This is a genomic window from Methanosarcina sp. 1.H.A.2.2 (assembly GCF_000979975.1).
Classification (GTDB): Archaea; Halobacteriota; Methanosarcinia; order Methanosarcinales; family Methanosarcinaceae; genus Methanosarcina.
Genome location: NZ_JJQL01000038.1, coordinates 51,378 through 76,428 on the forward strand (window position 1 = coordinate 51,378; position 25,051 = coordinate 76,428).

General features: G+C 44.0%; 17 protein-coding genes. 6 read left to right on the forward strand and 11 right to left on the reverse strand.

Annotated features, from left to right (window positions below; all coding sequences use genetic code 11):
- Positions 1 to 385: 385 nt before the first annotated feature.
- The 5 genes from EO93_RS06085 to EO93_RS06105 all read left to right on the forward strand — a co-directional run bounded on the left by EO93_RS06085 (position 386) and on the right by EO93_RS06105 (position 12,618).
- Positions 386 to 3,124 carry a DEAD/DEAH box helicase gene (locus tag EO93_RS06085; RefSeq protein WP_048161454.1) on the forward strand — a complete coding sequence of 913 codons (2,739 nt, stop codon included), beginning with the start codon at positions 386 to 388 and terminating at the stop codon, positions 3,122 to 3,124.
- Positions 3,125 to 4,247: 1,123 nt separating this feature from the next.
- The gene (locus tag EO93_RS06090) at positions 4,248 to 5,681 is read left to right on the forward strand and encodes an NAD(P)/FAD-dependent oxidoreductase (RefSeq protein ID WP_048161455.1); all 1,434 of its coding nucleotides are present in this window, start codon (positions 4,248 to 4,250) and stop codon (positions 5,679 to 5,681) included.
- A gap of 1,208 nt (positions 5,682 to 6,889) precedes the next feature.
- The gene (gene hsdR, locus EO93_RS06095; protein ID WP_048161457.1) at positions 6,890 to 9,184 is read left to right on the forward strand and encodes an EcoAI/FtnUII family type I restriction enzme subunit R; all 2,295 of its coding nucleotides are present in this window, start codon (positions 6,890 to 6,892) and stop codon (positions 9,182 to 9,184) included.
- 267 nt (positions 9,185 to 9,451) lie between these two features.
- A complete protein-coding gene (locus EO93_RS06100; RefSeq protein WP_048161460.1) occupies positions 9,452 to 10,903 on the forward strand; it encodes a class I SAM-dependent DNA methyltransferase in 1,452 nt (483 codons plus the stop codon).
- On the forward strand, positions 10,900 to 12,618 hold the full coding sequence (locus tag EO93_RS06105) for a restriction endonuclease subunit S (protein ID WP_048161461.1): 1,719 nt from the start codon (positions 10,900 to 10,902) through the stop codon (positions 12,616 to 12,618). Before EO93_RS06100 ends, EO93_RS06105 begins: the two co-directional genes overlap by 4 nt.
- 441 nt (positions 12,619 to 13,059) lie before the next feature.
- Here EO93_RS06105 and EO93_RS06110 read toward each other — a convergent pair whose 3' ends face one another.
- From EO93_RS06110 to EO93_RS06155, 10 genes are all read right to left on the reverse strand, one after another.
- The gene (locus tag EO93_RS06110) at positions 13,060 to 13,338 is read right to left on the reverse strand and encodes a type II toxin-antitoxin system RelE/ParE family toxin (RefSeq protein WP_048131943.1); all 279 of its coding nucleotides are present in this window, start codon (positions 13,336 to 13,338) and stop codon (positions 13,060 to 13,062) included.
- Positions 13,338 to 13,538, reverse strand: coding sequence for a hypothetical protein (locus EO93_RS06115; protein WP_235282831.1), 201 nt, complete (start codon positions 13,536 to 13,538; stop codon positions 13,338 to 13,340). The genes EO93_RS06110 and EO93_RS06115 overlap by 1 nt, the downstream gene beginning before the upstream one ends.
- A gap of 937 nt (positions 13,539 to 14,475) precedes the next feature.
- Positions 14,476 to 15,150 carry a phosphoribosyltransferase gene (locus EO93_RS06120; protein WP_048161464.1) on the reverse strand — a complete coding sequence of 225 codons (675 nt, stop codon included), beginning with the start codon at positions 15,148 to 15,150 and terminating at the stop codon, positions 14,476 to 14,478.
- Between the two features lie 57 nt (positions 15,151 to 15,207).
- Entirely contained in the window at positions 15,208 to 15,921 is a 714-nt protein-coding gene (locus EO93_RS06125; protein ID WP_048161466.1) for an SDR family NAD(P)-dependent oxidoreductase, read from the reverse strand.
- A gap of 289 nt (positions 15,922 to 16,210) precedes the next feature.
- A complete protein-coding gene (locus EO93_RS06130; protein ID WP_048131376.1) occupies positions 16,211 to 16,921 on the reverse strand; it encodes an SDR family NAD(P)-dependent oxidoreductase in 711 nt (236 codons plus the stop codon).
- Positions 16,922 to 17,230: 309 nt separating this feature from the next.
- Positions 17,231 to 17,500: a ubiquitin carboxyl-terminal hydrolase 14 gene (locus EO93_RS06135; RefSeq protein ID WP_235284130.1), complete on the reverse strand. Its 270-nt coding sequence runs from the start codon at positions 17,498 to 17,500 to the stop codon at positions 17,231 to 17,233.
- Positions 17,501 to 17,525: 25 nt separating this feature from the next.
- Positions 17,526 to 18,362, reverse strand: a complete 837-nt coding sequence (locus tag EO93_RS06140; protein ID WP_048131371.1) for an ABC transporter permease — start codon at positions 18,360 to 18,362, stop codon at positions 17,526 to 17,528.
- A gap of 2 nt (positions 18,363 to 18,364) precedes the next feature.
- Positions 18,365 to 19,384: an ATP-binding cassette domain-containing protein gene (locus tag EO93_RS06145; RefSeq protein ID WP_342764193.1), complete on the reverse strand. Its 1,020-nt coding sequence runs from the start codon at positions 19,382 to 19,384 to the stop codon at positions 18,365 to 18,367.
- A gap of 341 nt (positions 19,385 to 19,725) precedes the next feature.
- Positions 19,726 to 20,895 (reverse strand): ATP-grasp domain-containing protein, encoded by a 1,170-nt coding sequence (locus EO93_RS06150; RefSeq protein ID WP_048161468.1) that lies wholly within the window; start codon positions 20,893 to 20,895, stop codon positions 19,726 to 19,728.
- Between the two features lie 181 nt (positions 20,896 to 21,076).
- The gene (locus EO93_RS06155; RefSeq protein ID WP_048161469.1) at positions 21,077 to 22,507 is read right to left on the reverse strand and encodes a flippase; all 1,431 of its coding nucleotides are present in this window, start codon (positions 22,505 to 22,507) and stop codon (positions 21,077 to 21,079) included.
- A gap of 154 nt (positions 22,508 to 22,661) precedes the next feature.
- Between EO93_RS06155 and EO93_RS06160 the strand changes: the two genes are divergently transcribed.
- Positions 22,662 to 23,591, forward strand: a complete 930-nt coding sequence (locus EO93_RS06160) for a glycosyltransferase family 2 protein (protein WP_235284131.1) — start codon at positions 22,662 to 22,664, stop codon at positions 23,589 to 23,591.
- A 642-nt stretch (positions 23,592 to 24,233) separates the two neighbouring features.
- Here the strand turns inward: EO93_RS06160 and EO93_RS06165 are convergent.
- Positions 24,234 to 25,051 (reverse strand): RNA-guided endonuclease TnpB family protein (locus EO93_RS06165; RefSeq protein WP_048161548.1); only part of this gene is annotated, 818 nt, incomplete at its 5' end.

The window sequence follows — 25,051 nt, forward strand, 5'->3', positions numbered from 1 at the left end:
GCATTTTTATCTGTTAGGTTCTTACACGTATCCCGGTCTTTTCATTTTCTGGTTTTTAGAAACGACATTATATAGCTAATATTGTTACGACGAGGCAGAGTTCTGGATTCAAAAATTTGAATTAAGAAGAAAAAACGAAGAATCTTAAAAGTGCAGGTGGTACGCAGTCAATAGGTTAATATTATCCAAGGGCAAGCTGGAACGGCATCTTTCATATCTTTTGTCCCGCGCCGCTCCCCGCCTGGGCCGTTGGGCTTCGATCAAATTAAAGCGTAATCTTCATCCGCACTGGGAAAATTAGATCTCAAAATATCAACCCTCCGTAGTGGATTAACAGAGTATAAGGTATAATAAAAATTGGAAAAATAAAAAGTGGAGCCGAAAAATGGAGATTTCCCGCCTGCTGAATGAAATAAAAGCTTCCAGCCGATATGAAAACCAGATAGTTCATATTGAAGAAAAACCTGCAAGGGACGCCCTTTATTCACCTCTTGAGCTGAAGGAGCAGGTAAAAACTGCCCTTTCAGGAATTGGAATCGAATCTTTATACTCCCATCAGGCTGAAGCGATCGAAAAGATCCGGGAAGGAAAAGACATAGTGCTCTGCACAAGCACGGCAAGCGGAAAGTCCCTTACTTACATGATCCCTATTTTTGAAACTGTCATGAAAGACCCTGAGGCTACTGCCCTTTATATATCTCCTCTCAATGCCCTTGTAAACGACCAGTTAAAAGCCTTCCTTGAATTTGAAGGGGCACTGAATTCCGGAGCAGGCATAGCCCGTTATACTGGCGCCCTGACTGCAGCCCAGAAGAGAGAAATCAGGGAAGGACAGACTAATATTGTTTTCACAAACCCCGAAATGGTACATATGAGCTTCCTTGCCTGGCACCATCTCTGGAGACGCTTTTTTTCAAACCTCAAATTCATTGTTGTTGACGAGAGCCATTACTACAGGGGAGTTATAGGAAGTAATATGGCAAACGTGCTCAGACGGCTTCTCCGGGCTGCTGAACACTATGGGGCTTCCCCACAGTTTATCTGCTGTTCGGCAACCATAGGCAACCCGAAAGAGCATACTGAAACCCTGCTGGGAAGGGAAGCAGAAGTAGTTGAGAATAACGGCTCTTCACACGGCCCCCAGAAATTTGTGTTCTGGAACCCCCCTCTTTACCTGAACGGAAGGGGAAGTACAGTAAGGAGAAACAGCTTTTCCGAAACCTCAACCCTTTTTACGCGGGCAGTCCAGGCGGGGCTCCAGACCCTTGCCTTTACGCGATCAAGGCAGGGAGTGGAGCGCATGTATAAGAGCTGCAGGGAACTTTTGAGGGAACGCGGCCTCGCTTCCGCGGTCTGTTCTTACAGGAGCGGCTATTTTGACAGGGAGAGGGAAGAGATCGAAAAGAAAATGAATTCGGGAGAACTCAGGGGCGTCATTTCCACAAATGCCCTTGAACTCGGGATAGATATAGGAGGGCTTGATGCCTGCATTCTTGACGGCTATCCCGGCACGGTTATGAGCGCAAGGCAGCAGGCTGGAAGGGCAGGCAGGAGCGGGAACGAAAGCCTTGTCCTTATGGTAGCCGGCACAAATGCCCTTGACCAGTATTATATGAGAAACCCGGACGACTTTTTTGCAAGAAGCAGCGAAAATGCAGTGCTTAACCCTAAAAACCCCTATATCCTTGCAGGGCACCTGCTCTGTGCAGCAAAAGAAATCCCTCTCAGGGTATCCGATGAAAAGTACTTTGGGAAAGGGTATTCAAGAGTAGTTGAGCTTCTGGAAGCCGAAGGGCTGCTTGCAGGCAGCGACCTGAAGTATTCCACTGACCCTTTCCCTTACAAACAAGTCTCCCTGAGAGGGATAGATAATAATACATACTCTCTTCTTGCTTTTGAAGGGGAAAAAAGCTTTCCTATCGAAAAGGACATAGAGGAGACCCTGGCTTTCCGGGAATGCCATCCGGGTGCGGTCTACATACACAGGGGAGAACCTTTCTACATAAACAGGATCGACCATGAGAAAAAGGAGATCCACGCCATAAGGGCTCACGACAACTACTACACAAAACCCATGATAGATTCGTCAGTCCTGGTGCGGGAGACATATGCGGTAAAGCCTCTCCGGCACGCTCCCGAAGTGGAGGTCGGGCTTGGGGACGTGGAGGTAACGGACACGATTATAGGGTACAGGAAAATCCGGACCCACAGTGACGAGACCATGAGTGCCCATGACCTTGAGATGCCTCCGATAACCCTTCAGACAGTTGCCCTCTGGCTTAAGCTCCCAAATAGGCTGCAGGAGCTGATCGAAGAGCATAAGCTCGATTTTGCAGGCGGGATCCATGCTGTTGAGCATGCGATGATTTCCATGTACCCTCTGCACCTGCTTGTGGACAGGAGCGATGTGGGTGGGGTTTCAACTCCATCCCATCCTGATCTCGGAGGCAAAAGCGGGATCTTCATCTACGACGGGCACAGGGGAGGAGTCGGGTACGCTGAAAAAGGCTATGACCTGATTGAAGAGGTCCTCGACGGCACCTTAAAAGCCATTGAAAGCTGCCCCTGCGAAAGCGGCTGCCCTGGCTGTATCCAGTCCCCCAAGTGCGGGAACAATAACGAACCCCTTGACAAGCACGCTGCAGTCATGCTTTTGCACGAACTCCTGGGAAAAGCCCCCTACATCCCCCCTGAGAAAAAAGAAAGGCACCTCTCTGAAGCCAGAGCCCTGAAGCAGATCCCGGAAAAAAAGGACTCAGGGGATGCCCTTGACAGGGTCAGAAGGCAGCTCAGGCGGGAGACCATAAAACAGGATCCGCAGGCAGGGCAGGAGAAAAAGGAAAAGACCTTCATTGCCACGGACGAAAATGGGGGAATGATAGGAGTCATCTCTGCCCCTTCCCCGGAAAAGGCTGCAGCAAAAACCTTTCACCACAAACTCGCAGGGCAAAAGGAAGCTACGAGAGAAAAGCCTATTGATATCCGGATCAGGGACCTTGGGGCAGGCAGCGACTACCACTTCAAGGTCTGGACCGAGCTTTTCAAAAGCACAGAAAAGGGCGCATCTGATACGGAAGACCAGAAAAAGGCTGTGAGGAAACTGGTTATTAGAAGAATGAACTGAGGAAAGGAATAATTTTCAGACTCTTTGACCTTCCTCATTTCAGGCCAAATTTCAAATAAGATTTCATCAACCCTGCCTCTTATCAATATTAATGACCTGAACTAACAGCCCGGACTGTTAGCTGAGAACTTAAAATCCCCATCCGGATTATTTTTAATTGCCTGTTTTATACAGTTCCGGTAGCCCCTGATTAACCGTATATATTATTCAGAATATCCCAAAATATCTGATTTTCTCCCTCGCGGCACACAGGGCTGTAACCGACTTGCCAGCCAATAAATACGTCCTCTGACCCCGAAAACCGTTTTTCAAGTCCCACCAATATTTGTAATTTGGCCCTCTTGAGCAGAGCTCACTACTAAAACCCAAAATAGTCCTCTTGAGCACAGCGAAAAGGATCGCGGACTGTTGCGATTACATAGCAACTCCCAGAAAAGCTCTGGTTTCCTGTGATCCCGAGACGCAATTCAGGCGAGGCGCAATTCGGGCGAGAGAATATATTTTAAAGAGACTTCGGGATAATTATTTACTTTTCATACATATATTTCAGTGAGTAAATGAAAGTTTTTTATACTGTGTGATACATATAGTTAGGTAGTGGGAAAGAATATTAAAATAGTGGGAACAGGAGGAGGATTATTTGCAAAAGTTGTTTTTTCTGATGGTGTTTGCCTGCCTATTTATGGCCTTTATGCTTGCACTTTCGTTCGTCAATTTCCAGTGATTGATCAGTACACGGATAAACACTGGTAACTGAAATATGAACATAAAGCCTATCAATGAAAGGGTCTCAGCGTAGATACTGTCCTGAACTTGGGGAATGCTTGAAGAAAGTAACCTGTGGAAACTCACGGACACGACTTCTGGCACGACTTCTACACCCCTGGTACGGACTGAAGCGGCTTTTTGCCGAAGAAGTTCGAGACCCTATTCATCGGAGGCGGGTGTATCATGGAGGTGGTGTAAATATAAACAGGAAATATAATAAAAACAAGGAATATAATAATGTGCTAAAAACGGTGGGGAATTAACAGAATATCATAACGAAATTTAGATTGATAATCTTAAAGAAATTCACAGGTTATTCCGGTGCTTAGCGTTCAAAATTCCAGGGGAGTTACCCATGGGTGACGAAAACCAGGCTGTTGAGAAGGAAAAGATAGGCTCTGCATATGATGTAGTAATTATAGGGGCAGGGCCGGCGGGGATGTTTGCAGCTTACGAGCTTGCGGCCGGGAAACTGAAAATTCTTGTTATTGATATGGGCAGGGACATTGACAAACGCCTGTGCCCCATGAAAACCCAGAGCTACTGCATGCACTGCACTCCGTGTGAGATCATGTGCGGGGTTGGGGGCTGCGGGACGTTTTCTGACGGGACCCTGAACCTGCGGCCTGATATAGGAGGAGACCTTGCAGCCCTGACCGGAGACCAGGCAGAAGCCTGGGAACTGGTGGACAGGGTTGATAAAGTTTTCCTTAAATTCGGAGCTCCTCAGGGTGCTCTCCTTACCGAAGGCCCGGAAATAGAGGAGTTAAAACGCAGGGCTGCCTCGGTCGGAGCCCGGTTTATAGAGATCAAGCAGCGGCATATAGGTTCGGACAATGCTCCTGCAGTCATAGGGCGCTTCAAACAGGACCTTGTTGATAAAGGTGTGGATTTCCTGATTGAGACCGAAGTCCAGGACCTGCTTGTTGAGGGCGAAACATGCAAAGGAGTTATACTCTCAGGCGGAAGAGTTGTCCGTGCGCGTTACGTACTCCTGTCGCCTGGAAGAAGGGGCTGCAACTGGGTCTCGGAAATGATTGAAAAACATGATCTTGAAGCCCGTTACGGAGGGATTGACATAGGAGTCAGGGTAGAAGTCCCTGCAATTATTATGGACCCTGTAACGAAAATCAACCGGGATCCCAAGTTCCATATCCAGAGCCACCGCTATGATGACTTTGTCAGGACTTTCTGCACAAACAGGCGCGGCTTTGTCGTAAAGGAAGAATATGAAGACTTTATTGCGACCAACGGCCATTCGATGGCAAACACGGAATCCGAAAACACCAATTTCGCATTCCTTGTCCATATCGAACTGACCGAGCCCATGGAAAACACAACCAAATACGCCCGTTCAATCGCAAAACTCGCAACAACGATCGGCGGAGGAAAGCCTGTCCTCCAGCGCATGGGCGACCTCAGGCGCGGACGCCGTTCTACAAAAGAGCGCCTTGCCAAAAACCTGGTTATAAACACCTTAAAAGATGTCACACCCGGCGATATCTCAATGGCTCTCCCGCACAGGATAGTCATGGACATAATCGAAGGCCTTGAGACCTTAAACGAGATCATTCCCGGCGTTGCCTCGGACTCAACTCTGCTTTACGCCCCTGAAGTCAAATTCTACGCCATGCATCTGAAAGTTGACCGCCGGATGGAAACCAGCATCAAAAACCTCTTTGCAGCAGGAGACGGAGCAGGGCTTTCAAGGGACATAGTAAATGCCGCTGCAACCGGAATCATGGCTGCAGAAGGGATTATGAAAAAGGTTAAAGAAGATATTAAATAAAGGTCAAAGAAGCCGAAAAAGTAAATTGCAAAAATTCTAAGGTTGAAAAATGACTAGAAAAATATTTTAGTTTTTTTGTTATTAATTTTGTTTTAAAAGAGGTTGCGTTCCCATCTCAAAAACCTGGAAATTCCGAAAGGAGTTAAAAGATTTAACTTTTTAACTTTTTGTTTGGGAAGAGGTTTGAGGTATTTTACTTGTGGGGTGAGAGTTTTTCGTTTTTTAATTTTAGTGTGGGGTAAATCTTTTTGGAGTAGGTGTTTGTTTGCTACTGGGGTGTTCAATTGATGAGAACGCAATTCATACTATGTACTTGAGGTATATATTATTTTTAACGCATAATCGCAACGCAGGCATATAATCATTAGCGGATCATATAACCTTTTATTTAGTAATTTAATATTATATAGATTGTATAATTTGGACTCGATACCAAAATCCAGTGATGAATGTAAAATTGAAAATCACTAGATTTTGGAACAGAGTCATAATTTGATCTAAAATAACAAAATCTAAAAATTAAAAAAAGGGCCAAAAAAATGCTGAAAGTGGTCATACCTGCAAGAATATTAAAAACACCAGAAATTAATAGATAAAGTAGTGAACTACACTGAAAATTACTTTCCGTCTACGTGATAGGATTGAAAAATGACTAAAAATAATTTTATTTTATTTTTTTGTTTTTAATAATATATAAAAAGAGGTTGCGTCCCCATCTCAAAAACCTGGAAATTCCGAAAGAGTTTAAAAGATTTAACTTTCTTATTTTTAGTGTGGGAAGAGGTTTGAGGTATTTGACTTGAGGTATTTGACTTGTGGGTTGTGGGTTGTGGGTTGAGAATTTTTCGTTTTTTAATCCTTTTAGTGTGGGGTAGATCTTTTTGGAGTAGGTGTTTGTTTGCTAGTGGGTGTTCAATTGATGAGAACGCAAGTTATACTATGCATCTGGAGTATATATTATTTTTAACGCATAATTACAACGCAGGAATATAATCGTTAGAGAACCCGGATAACTTTTCGTTTGATAGTTTAATGTTAATAGTTAGTATAATAAAATTTAAAAGTCAAAAAAAAGTTAAAGGATGCTGAAAAGTCGTCATGCCCGTAAGAATTTCAAAAACACAAGAGATTTAATAGTTAAAGTAGTGAACTACACTAAAAATTACTTACCGTCTAATGTGATAGTAAATTCTGCCGGATGACTATGAATGGAAGAACTCTATAAAAAAGAACTGAGTGAAAGGGACATTTGCTCGAAGTTTATCACACCTGCAATCAAACAGGCTAACTGGGGAGAACGCCAGATACGAGAAGAGGTGAAACTTACAAATGGCAGGATCATTGTAAAAGGCTCGACTACAAGCAGGGGAAAGCAAAAGAGAGCCGACTATGTCCTTTCCTACAAACCCAACATTCCTCTTGCGATAGTCGAAGCTAAAAGAAATATCTATACCGTTGGGGAAGGCATGCAGCAGGCGCTTATGTATGCCGAGATGCTGGACATTCCTTTTGCGTTCAGCTCAAACGGGGACGCCTTTTTGCTTCACGACCGGACAGGAACTCTCGGAAAGGTTGAAGAGGAAATTTCGCTGGACAGATTTCCTTCTCCTGAATTTCTCTGGCAGAAGTATTGTGAATGGAAAGGGTTTGACGAAGGCAGGCAGAAAATCGTAACCCAGGATTATTTTGCTGATTTCAGGAAGCCTCTGCGCTATTACCAGAGGATAGCAATTAACCGGACGGTAGAGACAATTGCAAAGGGGCAGGACAGAATCCTGCTCGTTATGGCAACAGGCACGGGAAAGACACTTACGGCTTTTCAGATTATCTGGCGCCTCTGGAAAGCAGGGGTAAAGAAAAGGATTCTCTTTCTGGCAGACCGGAACATTCTGATCGACCAGACCCGGATCAACGATTTCAAGCATTTCGGAAATGCTATGACAAAAATCCAGAACCGGGAAGCTGAAAAGTCCTATGAGATTTACCTGTCCCTTTACCAGGCAGTTTCAGGGACAGAAGAAGAGCAAAATATCTACAAACAGTTTTCCTCTGACTTTTTTGACCTTATAATCGTTGATGAATGCCACAGGGGAAGTGCGGCTGAAGACTCTGCCTGGAGGGAGATTCTTGAGTATTTTTCCTCGGCGACACAGATCGGACTGACGGCGACCCCTAAAGAGACAAAGGAGATTTCCAATATCCACTATTTCGGAGATCCGATTTACACGTATTCCCTGAAACAGGGGATTGAAGATGGGTTCCTTGCACCTTACAGGGTTATCCGAATCGACATTGACAAAGACCTTGAAGGCTGGAGGCCGGAAAAAGGCAAGGTGGACAAGTACGGAAGGCAAATCGAGGACAGGATCTACAACCAGAAGGACTATGACAGGGACATTGTGCTTGAAAAGAGGACCGAGCTTGTCGCAAGGAAAGTCACGGAGTTTCTGAAGGCAAACGACCGCTTTGACAAGACAATTATTTTCTGCGAGAACATAGACCATGCCGAGAGGATGAGAGAAGCCCTCGTAAACGAAAACCCTGACCTTGCAGGCGAAAATCGGAAATACGTCATGCGGATTACGGGGGATAACCCTGAAGGAAAAGCCGAGCTTGACAACTTCATAAGCCCTGAGAGCCGCTACCCTGTGATTGCCACAACCTCGAAACTTATGAGTACCGGGGTGGACGCCCAGACCTGCAAGCTGATAGTACTGGACAAACGCATCCAATCCATGACCGAGTTCAAGCAGATAATAGGCAGAGGGACCCGGATCAATGAAGATTACGGGAAATTCTATTTTACGATCATGGACTTCAAAAAAGCTACCGAGCTTTTTGCTGACCCTGATTTTGATGGCGAGCCTGTGGAGATATACGGGCCTGAAGGCGGAAATGGACATGGTGGCTCCGGAAACCCGGATGGAGAAACGAATAGGGAAAAGTACTTTGTGGACGATGTGGATGTTGATGTGGTCACAGAGCGCACACAGTACTACGGGCCGGACGGAAAACTGATTACCGAATCCTTAAAAGACTACACCCGAAAGACCGTACTCAAGGACTTTGAGTCCCTGGACTCTTTTTTGAAACACTGGAACGAAGCCGAGAAAAAACAGGCTATCCTTTCCGAACTTGAAGAAAGGGGAGTTTTGCTCGAAGCGCTTGCAGAAGAGGTCGGAAAAGACTTTGACCCCTTTGACCTGATCTGCCATGTAGCCTTCGACCGCCCGCCGCTGAGCAGGAAAGCGCGGGCTGAAAGGGTAAAAAAGAGCGATTATTTCAGCAGGTACGAAGAAAATGCTCAGGAAATTCTTGATGCACTGCTTGATAAGTACGCGGATGAAGGGGTTGAAAACCTTGAAGACATGAACGTACTCAAGGTGCAGCCATTTGACCGTATAGGGACCCCGATGGAGATTGTGAAACTGTTCGGGGGCAAGAACAGCTACCTTACAGCAGTCCGGGGGCTTGAATCCCAGATTTATACTCTGGAAGCCTGACCGCTGCAAGTCTGACCACTGGGAACCTGATTCGAAGGACTTATGTGGGATTACAAAATAGTGTTCCCAGTTTATTTTTTATAACGGTTTAAATCACCCGAATCATCGGTCATCAAAATCACCATTCCTTACAAACCACCACTCCTTAAAATCACAAATCATAAAAATCATTGAAATTAGAATCCCCGGTTATCAAAACCACCTAAACCAGAATTACCGAATCATCAAAATAATAAATTAATAAATCAACTGCGGGAAAGGAAAAACATGTCTCTGGATACTACAGTTAAAACGATTCAGGATATCATGCGGAAAGACGCAGGCGTTGACGGTGACGCCCAGCGCATAAGCCAGCTTGGCTGGATGCTGTTCCTGAAAATATTCGATGCAAGGGAAGAAGAATACGAACTTGAGGACGAGAACTACGTTTCCCCGATCCCGGAAGAACTGCGCTGGAGGAACTGGGCAGACGACCCGGAAGGCATTACAGGGGAGAAGCTGCTCGATTTCATCAACGAAAAGCTCTTCAAAACCCTGAAAAACCTCACCTTTTCCGAAGAAGACGATCCCAGGGGCTTTGTAGTCAGAGATGTCTTTGAAGACTCGTACAACTACATGAAAAACGGGACCCTGATCCGCCAGATCATAAACAAAATAAACGATATCGACTTCACGAATTCAAAAGACCTGCACACCTTCGGCTCAATTTACGAGAAAATCCTCAAAGACCTCCAGAGCGCAGGCAACGCAGGCGAATTCTATACCCCGAGAGCCGTGACCCAGTTCATGGTAGACATGGTTGACCCGAAGCTTGGCGAAAAAGTCCTGGACCCAGCCTGCGGTACAGGCGGTTTTCTGACCAGCACGATAGAACACATCCGTGAAAAATATGTGAATTCCGTAGACGACCACCGCATTTTGCAGGAATCCATAGCCGGCGTTGAGAAAAAACAGCTCCCGCACCTGCTCTGCATAACAAATATGCTTCTCCACGGAATAGAAGTCCCTTCCCGTATCCGCCACGACAACACCCTCGCCCGCCCTCTCCGGGACTACACCCCAAAAGACCGCGTAGACGTAATTGTGACAAATCCACCTTTCGGAGGCATGGAAGAAGACGGCATAGAAACAAATTTCCCGGCAAACTTCCAGACCCGAGAAACCGCTGATCTTTTCTTAGTCCTGATAACGCACATATTAAAAGATGGAGGCCGCTGTGCAATAGTTCTCCCTGACGGCACCCTTTTCGGGGAAGGCGCAAAGACCCGCATTAAAGAAAAACTCCTGGAGGAGTGCAACCTGCACACAATAGTCCGCCTCCCAAACGGCGTCTTCAGCCCTTACACCGGCATAAAAACCAACCTCCTTTTCTTCACCAAAGGCGAACCCACAAAAGAAGTCTGGTACTACGAACACCCCTACCCCGCCGGCTACAAGTCCTACTCCAAAACCAAACCCATGCGAATAGAAGAATTCGCCCCCGAAAAAGCCTGGTGGACCAACCGCGAAGAAAGCGAAAACGCCTGGAAAGTCAAAATAGAAGACATAATCGCCAGCAACTACAACCTCGACATCAAAAACCCCAACACAGTTGAAACCGACCACGGCGACCCGGAAGAGCTGCTGGAAAAGTACCAGACCCTCCTTTCCGAAATTGAAGAAACCCGGACCGTCCTCAAAAGAGAATTAATGGATGCGCTGGCAGGGAAAAACGCATGAATCCGGACGTTTTTTTCGAAAACTTCGAGCTGCTTGCAGATGCGCCGAATGGAGTTCAGAAACTGAGAGAACTTATTTTGCAGCTCGCAGTTATGGGAAAACTTGTGGAACAGGACCCGAATGATGAGCCAGCTTCAGTTTTGCTTGAGAAAATTGAAGCCGAGAAAAAAAGGCAAATAAAAGAAAAACTCATCAGATCAGAGTCATTTGCTCCAATAAAAGAAGATGAGCTTTTTTTCAAAATACCCGCTAATTGGGAGTGGATAAGATTAGGTCAAATCGGAGATTGGGGAGCTGGTTCTACCCCGAATCGAAAAAACCCCGATTATTATGACGGCACTACAAAATGGTTTAAATCTGGAGAATTAAACGATGGATATATTATAGAATCAGAAGAAAAAATTACAGATTTAGCATTAAAAGAATGTTCGCTTAGGTTGAATAAAAAAGACGATGTTTTAATAGCAATGTATGGTGCGACTATTGGAAAAGTTGCAATTCTAGATACTGAAGCTACAACAAATCAAGCTGTATGTGCATGTACCTGTTTTACAGGAGTTTATAACAGATACCTATTCTTCCTTTTAAAGGCATACCTAAAGTATTTTGCAAGTCAAGGTGCGGGTGGTGCACAGCCCAATATTTCGAGGATAAAAATTGTCAATACCGTTGCACCTCTCCCACCCCTCGCCGAACAAAAACGAATCGTCGCCAAAGTTGACGAACTGATGTCCCTCTGCAACAAACTCGAAGCCCGCCGCCAGAAAAAACAGGAAATCCAGAGCAAACTCAACAGCGCTGCCCTTGACCGAATGCTCAGCGCAGAAAGCCAGGAAGAATTCGAACATCACTGGCAGCGCATTTGCGAAAACTTTGATCTTCTCTACGACAACCCTGAAAATGTTGGAAAACTAAGGCAGGCGATCCTTCAGCTTGCGGTTCAGGGGAAACTTGTGGAGCAGAATCCAGAGGATGAGCCGGCGAGTTTTTTGATTGAGAAAATAAATAATGAGAAAAAGAAACTCGTAAAGGAAGGAAGAATTAAGAAAAATAAATCGTTTTCTTCAATCGAAACCGAAGAAATACCTAATGAACTTCCAAAGGGATGGACTTTGGAGTACTTAAGGAATATTGTTCTTGATTTCCAGAACGGCACTTCTAAAAGAGACTCTAGTGCTGGTGAGCCAATACCAGTTTTAAGATTAGCTGATATTAAAAGTGGAAAGCTTTGCGAAAATTCGGTTAGAGAAATAAATCTAACTGAAAAAGAAGCACTAAACTATAGAGTGGATAAGGGGGACATTTTAGTTATACGTGTAAACGGTAGTGAAAACCTAGTAGGGAGATTCATTCCTTGCGTGATCAATAGAAAATGGGCTTATTGCGATCATCTAATTCGTGTAAAACTTCCTGCTGATTGTATAGATCAGCATTATCTTAGGATTTATGCAGAATCTTCTGAAGCTCGTTCACACATTTTACAAAAAACAATTACAACGGCAGGACAAAAAACGATCAATCAGGTTGGTTTAGGTTCGTTACCAGTTTTAATCCCACCCCTCAATGAACAAAAACGCATCGTTGAAAAAGTCGAGCAGCTCATGGGGTTGTGTGATGAACTCGAATTAAAACTGAGAAAAGAGAGGGAAGATAGCGGGAAACTTATGGAAACGGTTGTCAGGGGTTTGTTAGAGGGAGCTGTCCCCGAAATATAAAAATAAAGTTATAACTCTTCGCCAAAAATAAGTCCTCTTGAGCGCAGCGAAAAGGACCGCGTACTCCCGAGGCGCAATTCGGGTGGCGAAGCTCGGGCCAGTCCGAAAAAGCAAAAAAATAAAATAAAAGGCTTCTTAGAGATAGAGCTCAGTAAATTTTCCCTTTTTTGAAATCGGGACCAGAAGCTCTTTTTTTCTTTATTTGATATTATGGTAAAGCCGCACTGTGTGCGGGACAAGCTCCGTTAAAAAAGCTAATGACGTTGCTTCGGTTCAGTAAAGCTCACTTATCTAGAGAGAGTTGCTACAGAAAAGTAAAATAAAGTTATGAATCTTCGCCAAAAGTTAGTCCTCTTGAGCGAGCGTAGCGAGTGAAAAGGACTCCGTGCTCCCGAAGCGGAACTCGGGTGCCGAAGCGGAACTCGGGCGGCAATTCGGGATTCAAAGCCAGTCATATCCTCTTTCTCGTGGAATTATATCAAGAACTAAAACAGTATTTTCTTCCACTGCATAGATAACTCTATAATCTCCAACTCTTAAACGGTATAGATCATCTCTTTTTTTCGTTCCTTTCAGCTTTTTTATGTCGGAACGGGATCTACTTTTAAAAGGGTCTATTTCCAGACTTTTTATCCCTGACTTTAACCTCTCTTTCGTCTCGGGATTCAAATTTACCAGAAACTTTACTGTATCAGGATGCAGCTTTATTTCGAAACTCATCAGACTTCATCCAGACTTACAAATTTCTCTTTTTCTTCCAGTTTTTTGTACTGGCGCTCCATGAATGTCTCGTAGTCAACTTCATTCATAAGGCGTTTGAGGATATCGTTGTAAGTTTCCCCTTTCATACCATACTGTTTCAATCTGTCTCTTACGTCTTTTGTAACTGGAATTGTGGTAGCTTCACTCATAATGCTCATTTTAACAATTATACTTATAAGAAGTTATAAGTTACTATTAATTACTTTTAATTACTTTTAAATAGCGATCCTGAAAACTCTAATCAAAACTTGTAAAGGCACGGGAAGACAGCGAGAAACTTATGGAAACGGTTGTTCAGGTCTGTTAGATGAGCTGTTGCTTGAGAAATAATGATAAAGTTATGAATCTTCGCCAAAAGTTAGTCCTCTTGAGCGGAGCGAAAAGGACCGCGTGCTGTTGCACTTGCAGTGCAACTCCCAGAAAATCACCGATTTCCTGTGATCCCGAAACGGAACTCGGGTGCCGAAGCGGAACTTGGGAGACGAAACTAAGATGGAAAAGAGAATTAAAAAGATATCTGTAATATGGGGATTGGGCATCTGGATATTGGGGAGTTGGGGGGTATGGGGGGGTTATTAAAAAGAGTTAAAAACAAGTCTTTAATGACCTTTCCAGATGCCCAATATTCTAGTGGATTTAATGATATATATAGTTAAAGATTAGTCGTTTATTCGTGAAGTGCCATCACGGCAACTGGATATGATTTGCAGGCAAACGATTTAAACTAAAAATAGAACCAGAATTGTTCTAAGTCCTCTTGAACAAAGCTCACTGCGAGAAACTATAAATTAGCCCCCTTGAGCAAAGCGAAAAGGGCAGCGTACTCCCGAGGCGCAATTAGAGAAATACAGCCTGTAATTTTGTAGCTTAGTCCTCTTGAGCGCAGCGAAAAGGACCTCGTGCTCCCGAAGCGAAACTCGGGAAATTAAGCCTGTAATTTTGTAGCTTAGTCCTCTTGAGCGCAGCGAAAAGGACCGCGTACTCCCGAGGCGCAATTCGGGAAGGACAACAGAAACATTGAGTGCAAAGGAATTTAATTTTGAAGCTTCATTTTCCGGGATCTGTTTAATAGAGATATTTGATCATGAATTTCTTTCAGGTTACCAGTTCAGATGGGTCAAACTCATGATCTTTTATCCCTTTTTCACTTATCCTTTGCCTGAGCAGGTCAAGCACTTCTTCATCCGAGACATCATACCAGTTTTCATAAACCTGGGCAACAGCCCTGAAATAGACAGGTATATCGAGTACTACGAGTTCATCGGCTTCTTTTGCTATCGCGTCTGCTGCCTCTCTTCCCGCCACAGGCACAGCAACTACAATTTTTCCTGCCTTCCTGGCTCTGCAAAGTTTAATGGCTACCCGCATGGTAGAACCCATAGCAATCCCGTCATCGACAAGGATTATTGTTCTTCTTGAAAGTTTAGGCAGAGGATTTCCCCCTCTGAAAGCATTTACGCGCCTTTCGACCTCAGCAATCTGTTCCTGTTTGATCTTTTCAATAGTTTCCCTGGCGAGCCAGTAGCCGGCATTTTTTATAATAAAGGTACTCCCGTTCTCGGCTATTGCCCCGAATCCGGCTTCAGGGTTGTCAGGAAAAGGCAGTTTCCTTACAATAATAAGGGAGAAATCAGCTCCCAGCTTCCTTGAAACCTGCAGTCCCACTTCCACCCCCCCGCGCGGAATAGCAAGGATCAGAGGGTTTTCAGGCCTGTACATTTCAAGAGCTTGAGCCAGTTTCTCTCCTGCATCTTTACGGTTTTTGAACATACTTCCTCCTCAGCTTCCCCCTTAACTTCCTGAGTTTGTCCCTCTTTCAATACCCCATTAAAAAACAACCCTTACAGGTGGGCTGTAGACCTCAACTGAAGAGCCTGAGGGGAGGGTCGTTTCCGGCAGGCAGAGGGCCAGTACCTGCTTTGCAACATCTTCCGGTTTGAGAGTCGGCACATCGGAGTATATGGAGTGGTACATCCGGGTGTCCACACCTGCAGGGCAGACTGCATATACCTGCAGCCCTCCTCCCACCTCGTAGGCAAGAGCTTCGGTTAGGCCTATTATCGCAAATTTCGAGGCGCAGTAAACCGAAAGCTTAGGGACCCCACGTTTTCCTTCCTCTGAAGCTATGTTGATGATCCGGCCGTTCCCCCGCTTCAGCAACTGGGGCAGGGCATATTTTGTGCAGTAAAAAATCCCCTTCACGTTTGTGTCCATTATTTCATCATATTCCTCTGTTGAGGTTTCCACAAGGTACTTATTGTATGCTACTCCGGCATTATTCACCAGAATGTCAATCCTCCCAAAGGCATTTACTGCCTTTGAAATAAGGTCCTTAACGTCTCTTTCTACCCTGAGATCGGTCTTTACTGCAAGAGCCCTTCCTCCTTTTCTCTCAACCAGCCGGACAGTTTCCCTGATCTCTTTCCCGGTTCTTGCAGCAATTACAACATCGGCTCCTTCTCCTGCCAGCGCCAGGCAGATGGCCCTTCCAATTCCTCTTCCCCCACCGGTTACAATAGCTGTCTGACCTTTCAGTTTCATAGAAGTCCCTTTATTAATTCTTTAGCAGGATGAAGGATATATCTTTGGAAGCATAGTTTCTGAGAAAGAGTTCTGAAAAGGAAATCATCAAGCTTAGCCCTGTTCAGGCTAAAAATTCGGAAGGAAAACTGAACCAGATGTAAAACTGGATCAGAAGTAAAGCTTAACCTGAGCAAATATCCGCCAACAAAGTCATAAAGAGGGAGGAAAAAGACAATTCAGGTGGATTCTCCCTTGCATGCCTTTTCGGTTATCCGTAAAACCAATGTTTCCCATCCTTTATAGCCTATCAGAGCAGCGGGACCGGCGGGGCATAGACCTCGATGACCGAGCCTGAAATTATGTTTGACTCTGGGAGAGCCAGTTCCAGGACTTTTTCAGCAACGTGGTCCGGTTTGAGCACAGGCCTGTCCTTGAACATGGAATGGTACATCTCCGAGTCCACTGCCCCCGGGCAGACGGAATAGACCATCACCCTTCCGCTCAACTCGGAAGCCAGGGCTTCGGTCATTCCGTTTACCGCAAACTTCGAGGCACAGTAGACGGAAAGGTCTGAAAGCCCGTGCTTGCCTGCGCCTGAGGAGATATTAATTATCTTGCCGTTTTCGCTCTTTTCAAGATAAGGCACAGCGTATTTCGTGCAGAGGAAAGTCCCCTTAACATTTGTATCCATCATCTCGTCGTATTCTTCAATTGAGGTCTCTTCTATATGGTTCATGTGTACGACCCCAGCATTGTTGACGAGGATATCAATCCTCCCACACTTCTCGATGGCCTTCAGGATCATACCCTCAACATCCGCTTCAGATCTCACATCTGCCTGGATCTCAAGGGATCTGCTCCCTATGTTTTTGACCATTCTTGCGGTTTCTTCGATTTCTTCCCTGTGCCTTGCCACAATGACAATATTTGCTCCCTCTTTTGCCAGCGACAGGCAGACCGCCCTCCCGATCCCTCTGCCCCCTCCAGTTACGATTGCTGTTTGGCCTTTTAAGCTCATCATCAGTATCACCTGTACTTGAACAGTTTTATCCAGTAATTTTTTATTTAATCTCAAATTTAATAATCGGATCGGAGGACGCATATACTTTTGGAAACATAGTTCCATAATAGGGTTCAGGAATAAATATCTCTTTCAAACTTAATTTCTTGCGACATGTTCTTTCATACCTGGTTTCAGGTTCTTTTTCTATTGATTAACTTGCCTTCCTTGAAAAAAAGCACTGATTTCTCCGGAGCCCTGGCTGAGTTCCTGATGGCAGGAAGATGAAAGTTAGAGCTGCCGGTTTATTCCAGATATTCTTCAGGTTCACTCCAGATATTCGCCGTCCAGATAGCAATACTTCCAGTCTTCTCCGGGCTGGAAAGACTGAATTATGGGGTGTCCGGTCTCCTGAAAGTGTTTTGTTGCATGCTTGTTTTTTGACATGTCACAGCATCCCACGTGCCCGCAGATAAGACATATCCTCAAATGCACCCACCTGTCTCCGCTTTTCAGGCATTCCCCACAACCCTTTGAGCCCGGTTCTACATCTTCTATTTGTATCAAATCTTTGTGCTCACAAACCATGGTTTTCATTCTGTTCAATTTTTTAAAACGTGAATCATGTGACAGTCACCTTGCTAAACCTCCACCTTGCAATAAGGAACATTATTCCTGCAAAAGCCAGCAGGGCAAGGAAGGAGACAAGGATATCGCTCTGGGTGTAAGTATAACGGATTCCTATCGCAGAAAAGTCGCTCCCTATTGCAAAATACCTGATCCCGCTGACCAGATGGGTAAGGGGATTGATTGTGGACAGGGCCCGAAGCAGTGGAGGAAAAGAACTTACAGGATAGAGAGCATTGCTCGTGAAAAAGAAGGGCATGGTAAGCAGGGTTATCACTGCCTGCATACCTTCCGGGCTTTCCATGCTTATGGCGATTGCAGCCGAGAGAAAGAGGAAGCCCAGGGAAAATATCCCGACAAAGAGCATGATCCCGAGCAGGGAAACAAGAAGCTGCATCGGGCTGTAGCCTTCAAAAAACTGGACCCCGAGCAAAAGCCCGAACCCCATGATAACGGAGGCCTGGATAAAGGACTTGGTCATGCCTGAAAGCCCTATCCCTATAATGATGTGGATTCTCGGAAGCGGGCTTGAAAGAGTTTCCCGCATAAGCCCCCAGTTTTTGTCAAAGAGCAGCACGGTCCCCCCGAAGAGGCTTGTAAAAAGCGTGGTCATGGCAATGACGCCTGCCCCTATGAAGGTAAGGTAGTTAACAGACCTGACCCCGGGAAAGACCGGGAGAGTTGCAGTCACCCGATCAAAGTTGTTGGACATCGCAATTCCGAAAAAGGCAAGCCAGAGAGCCGGCTGGACAAGAGACGCAAACAGGAGGGTCCTGAACCTGACAAACCTGAGCATATCCCGCCAGTAGATGGTAAGAAACCCCGTGTGCATCTTTAACGCCTCCCTGCCCGCACGATTGCCACCGACCCCTTCTCTGCTCCCTCGTCCCTGAACTCCCTGCCGGTGTAGTGGACAAAAACATCATCCATTGAAGGTTTTTTGAGGTTTACGGCCTTAACCCTGATCCCCCCGTTTCGAAGTAGATCCATGATCTCAGGCAGCAGATAGGTGCCGTCCACATTGACCATGACAACTATTCCCTTTGATTTTTCCCTGATCCCTTTTACACTGGAAAGCCCTTTGAGCAAACCTGAAGCAGCAGCATTGTCACTGCTTTCCAGGTAGATAAGGTCCTGTCCAAGGGCGTTTTTTAACTCCCAGGGCTTGCCCGTGACAATGATTTCTCCGTGGTCTATGATGCTGATCCTGTCGCTGAGCTGGTCGGCTTCGTCCATATAATGGGTTGTCAGGAAAATGGTTGTGCCCTGCTGGTTGATATCCTTTACATATTCCCAGATCCTTATTCGGGTCTGAGGGTCAAGCCCGAGTGTAGGCTCGTCCATGAAAAGCACTTTTGGCCGGGTCATAAGCCCCCTTGCAATCTCAAGCCTGCGTTTCATCCCACCGCTGAGGTGCCTTGTCAGAGTATCCCGCTTTCCTTCAAGTTCGACCAGTTTAATAAGCTCTTCAATCCGTTCCTGCCTTGCAGTTTTCGGCATGGAATAGAGCCTTCCGTGGTACTCCAGGATCTCCCGCACAGTCATGTCCCGATCAAGGGTCAGCTCCTGAAAAACAATCCCTATGGATTCCCTTACCTTTTCAGGCTCTTTTTCCACGTCATAGCCGGCAACCTTTGCTGTCCCCTTCTGGATCATCAGCAGGGTGGTGAGGATATTGATTACAGTACTCTTCCCAGCCCCGTTTGGCCCGAGAAAAGAGAAAATCTCGCCTTCCTGAACAGTAAAACTGATGTTATCGACGGCTTTTACGTCGCCGAAGGAATATTCAAGGTCATTTACCTCGATGATGCTGCCTTCCAGTGTCAGGACCCCTATCCCTTTTCCTAAGGAGATTCGACCTTAAGCGATAAATAGATACTTTACTTCCTGGATGGCATTTTCCAGAAGTCCAGTTAAAGTGATCTAAAAAAGTTTTAAAATATATTTGAAGGAAAACCTGTTTTGAGCCGAAAGACCCTGGTTATGAACCATAAGTAGCTTAATCCCAATAAAGAGTCAGGATCTACTTATCTCATACCAAGGGCACTCACCGCCCGCTTTGTGGGCGGCCTTTTGAGAAAAGCAGATTTCTGATAAATGATTGTAAAAAAGTTCCAGACCGCAAAGTAGCCAGGTTTTTTTTCTGCGAAGGACGTCTCTATTCTTAAGGCCTTCATTTTCCAGAGATAAATAACTTAATTCCCTATAATATACTCCTTCAAATCCGATTTCAGAATCCTTTCGATTTCTCCCCAATTGCTGTCCCTGGTTTCGGTAAACATGTACCCGAAGAAGCCGTACTTCTCATGGTCGGCTTTCCTGAGTTCCAGGGGCTTTTCAAGGTCCGAAAGCAATTTTTCATAATCAAAAGCCTTTATTTCATTCAAATTCAAATCTACCGGCTTGTTCAGCATCACAAGGCAGAAGCTCTTTCCCTCCCTGCCTTCGAGAATCCTTTTCCAGTCCGGTTCAAGCTGCCCAAGGAAGTACCTGTAAGTGTTAATCCCATATGCAAAATAGGCGAGATCTGTTGTACACCAGCCAGCAAAACGCATGGGGTTCACCTCAATGGGCTGGATTCTCCTGTCGTTACCTATCCGCAGCTCGATATGGAGGGGGAAATTCTTAAGCCCTGCCAGTTTCCCTATTTCCTTCAAAAGGTCTTCCACAGCTTCCCGATAGGTTTCTATAACCGATTTTGAAGTAAAGTATACCCTGTCGCTAACATCGTTTTCCGAAGAGAAAATATGCTTGAAGATGTTCACGACTACCGGCTTTCCTGCACTGTTGAAGTAAGCATCAACCGCAAACTCTTCTCCTTCGATATTTTCTTCGATAATAAACTTCCCGGTATCAAGCACCTGCACCGGATAGCGTCCCTTAATTTCCTTGACTTCGGCTTTTATGCGCTGAAGGACTGAAAACCATTCCTCGTTAGTGGATACTTTGTACACCCCGAGGCTAAAAAATCCAACAGCAGGTTTTATGATGAAGGGCTTTTTGATATCCTCAACCCGGATCTCATCCAGCTTTTCAAACTCAACGCCCTGGAAATAGAAGTCAGGGTATATCCTTTCCAGCAGTTCTCTGAATTTGATTTTGTTCTTGAAAAGTTCAATTTTTTCAGGCAACCCTGTAAAATCCAAATTTTCAGAAATCCAGCCAAGGGAGTTTTCGGAGTTGGAATAAAGGGAACATTCACCCTTTTCTTTTATTAATTTTATAAACTCAGCTTCTTCAAGTAGCCTCAGCTCTTTTTTGGCATTTATTTCGGCTGCCATTTCATTTTTTAAAACAGGAATCTGCATCTCTGCAGCAGTATCTTTTAAAAAGTCGGAGACGTAGGGGTGGTCGAGTATTAACATTTTTATAACCTTTTTTATGGTCTTTCGGCCTGGAAACCTGAAGTCAGATAATAAGATAGGTTAGTAATATTTATTGTGGAGCTATTAGAAATCTCTTCTTCTCTTTATATCAGAACGTCTCTTTGTATCAGAACATCTCTTTGTATCAGAACGTCTCTTTGTATCAGAACGTCTCTTTGTATCAGGATGTGGTGCGGGAAATAAGTTTTAAAAGAATATTTTTGTCATCGGAATCTATCCAGCCGGTGAAATAAAGGACTGCAGCAAAAACCGGGATGGAAGCAGCACTGAGGACGAGAATATCCATATATGGTCCGAACAGGATAATAAGTAGAGATATCACGCCTGCTCCTATAAGGGGAGAAACGGCTCCTTTGAGCGGGTTTTCGTGTAAAAGGTTCTTATGAATCCAGAAAAGACCGAACATCATTGACCCGAATACTGAAAATACAGTCGCGATAGCTGCACCTACGTAGCCATTTGAAGGGATCAGTATCAGGTTTAAAATTACGTTTAGAAATGCGGCTAATATGGCTGTTTTTGAGATTATTTGCTGGTTCCCGCTCGAAACGCATGTGGAACTGATAAGAACACTTATGAACGTGATAGCTGTTGCCCAGATAAGGATTTGCAGCGCAATTATTGATTTCTGATATTCCGGCCCGTAAAAGGTCAGAATGATTTTCTCCGAAGCAAAGGTTACCAGGACTGCAATCAGCAGACCTGCTGCGAAAAGATACTTAAAAGTCCTGGCATATGCAAAACTGAATGAATCAAAAGAATCCTTAAAATATTTTGACATCAAAGGAAATGTGGAAGTTGTAAACGCTGTCGGAAGAAAAACAAGTGCATCTGTAAGGCGATAGGCAGCAGAATAAAACCCGACTTCAGCATCTCCCCGTAAAAAGGAGAGCATAAGGACATCAATCCTGAAATATACAACAGTAAAGACCGAGGCGACTGCAATCGGAATAGCTTCTTTTAATAGCTGTTTTATTAAAGATAGATCAACATCGAAGGATACTTTAACTAATTTTTTTGAGAAAAGGATCATCAATAAATTATGTATAAGGGTGGCTGAAACCGAGGCAAAGATAAAAACATTAAGTGTCGAATGATTTGCAACAGCCAGAAAAATAAATGTAAGAAGAAAGACCCTGCTGATCAGGTTGAAAAATAAAGAGTATTCCATTCTCAATTTTGCTTCATATATAGTTCCGTAGGCTCCGGTTCCGCTTATAAGCAGTCCGAGAGACACTATATACAATGCATTTTTTGTGGAGGGGGGGAAATTTATGATATTTATAAAAATAAAAGCTAAGATTAATGCAACGAACGCAAGGAAGAATTTTATTATCGTCCCGTTGCCGATCAGTTTCCCTGCTTTTTCGGGATATTTTGCAGCCTCCCTTACAAGTATTTGATGGACTCCCAGGTCAGGGATGAAACTGAAAAAATAGATAAAAGCAAAAGCAAAACAATATATTCCGTAATCCTCGGGGCCCAGGTAACGGGCAATGTATAACATGGCGAAGAAACTGAGAATATTTGTTGTTATGCCGTTAAGAAACAAAAACCCGCTATTTCTCGCAAGGTATTTAATAGTCTGCATAAAAATATCTATAAGGACAATGTGACAAAGGAATATAACTTTATTGTTGAACTTATTCTGAAGCCATTATTAAAGTGTGCACAAAATAATACATCTTCCGGAATAAAATTCGTTGGAAACTGGTAAAACTCCTTAATACGGCAACTATATATCCTTGCAAATTTCTTTAGTTGTTGGGGAGAGTGAATTATTTGTGTATGTTTTGATAACGCCTGTTAAGGATGAAGAAAAGAATCTTCATGAGGTAATCGAGTCCGTAATTTCCCAGACTGTAAAACCTGTTCTCTGGTTGATTATTGATGATGGAAGTACTGACAATTCTCCAAAAATAATACACAGCTTTGTGTCCAAACATGCCTGGATAAAAACTATACGTTTGCCGCCTCATCCGAGAGACATAATTTTTCACGTATCTTATGTATATAAGTCCGGATTTGATTTTATTGTAAAATATTGCGGCAGACATAAAATCCAATATAGTTTTATTGCTTCAATGGATGCGGATACAGTACTGGAAAAAGAATACTTTGAAAAGATATTGCATAAATTTGAATCCAGCAATAAGTTAGGTATTGCAAGTGGGGGACTATACCATGAAATTGATGGAAAATTAAAGCTGTCCGGACAGGCTGAAAACTTCCCATCAGGCACCGGAAGAGTCTGGTCAAAAGAATGCTTTTTTGATACTGACGGCTTTTCATTAGAACCTTCTGCGGATTCAATCTCAAATATAAAAGCCATAATGCGGGGCTGGCAGATTCAAAGATTTAACGAAATACAGATGGTAGAAAAAAGATTAACAGGCAGTGCAGAAGGTTTGTGGAAGGGGTACAAATACAACGGATACATGGCTTACTATCTAAATAAAAATCCAATCTTAATATTACTGAATGTGTTTAACTATACCCTGAAAAAACCACACTATACCGGAATAGCCTTTTTACTGGGGTATATAAGGCCCTTTATTAAACGCGAAGAAAGAATAAAAGACAGGGAAATCCGGGAATATTACTGGACTTCGAGGTTAGTCGAATACAAGAATTTAGTAATTGGCAGACTAAAATCCCTGGTTTCCACAACTTAAATAATATTTTTTTCGGAAGAATTTCCGTTAAAAACGATATTTTAAAATATTTTCTTCAAGCTCCAGAAAATGGGATTTTGGGATATATAAACTTGTTTTCCTCAAAAAGTCTCAGAGATCTTTTTCTGTATGTATTCCGGCCCAAGTTTCGTTTCTCAAAATCGGAATTTGCAGTTCTGCATCAGTGTCTTTTAAAAATTCGTAGCCGGCTCAGACAAAGCTCAGAAACCATTCCGAAGCACACAGGCGACGATACTTGTTGATTCTCTCGATGAGTTCAGGGCTTTTCTGGAAGAAAAAGGAGCAGAAATTATCCGGGGGCCGGCGAAGGTTCCGACCGGCAGGAATATGACAGTAAGACATCCGGACGGGGCGGTAATAGAGTATGTGGAACACTCAAAATCCCCGTGAAAGAAGTTCGATCAATTCAAGCGGCAAAATCTGTAAAATCGCTGTTTAAAGTTTAAAAATTGATTTCTATTGTAGTGGGAGGAAAACTTCCCACCGTTAAAATTGACCTGATTATATATAATAACCCATATGGTATTATTTTAAGCTCCCAGTAACTTTACTGTAGTTTACTGATGGAGACTTCGTCAACTACTCGCCACTGAAGTGGCAAGCATGGATATCCCTGATTTCTCAGATCATATTATCCGTGTGGATGGTTGACAGACACCCCTGAGACTCTAAGATATACCTATAGTCTCGTGTTCTGTGTTCGATGTTTCGAGCACCATTTAGATCAGCGTTAAGCTCAAAACCACATGCTTTACATCGAAACTTTAACCCGTTTCGATTATTAATAGAGATGTGATTACATCGGCAACAAGTCTGAGAAGTATATTCAGGGTTTATATACTCTGTTATTATTCCAGCGTTTTTGGCTTTATATTCAATAAACCGCTGCAACTGATAGAAAGCCCAACTGTTATGGAGATATTTTTGTTTCTTTCTCAACTTGTTATTAGTACGACCTCTTATTCCGGCCAAGTCCTCTAAACCGATAACAGAAACACTATTTTCAACTGCAAATTTTACAATTGCTTTAGAGATGCAATGATTAACATCTGTCATTAGACGTTTCTCTTTCCCTGCTAACCGTTCCAGTACACGTTTAGCTGACAAAGTTCCCTTAGATTGTAATCTTGCTCTCATGTTTTTGTAGACATTTCTCCTGTTTTTGATTTCTCCGCCAGCAAAGAATTTACATTTTTTGTCGGTGGTAGAAGCTACGGCGAGATAATTAATGCCTACATCAACACCCATGAAAGTAGAAGCGTCCTCTATTTTCTTATCAGGCAATTCCTGAGAAACGGTTAGATGGAAATAATAATCTCCGTCTTTATGTTTCACTACTTTAGACGCTTCAAATTTCCACGGGTCTTTAAAAAACGGTAATGCGTATTCGTAGTTCTGGATTTGGTATGTTTTTCTACCGTGACTGAATGTAGTAAGAC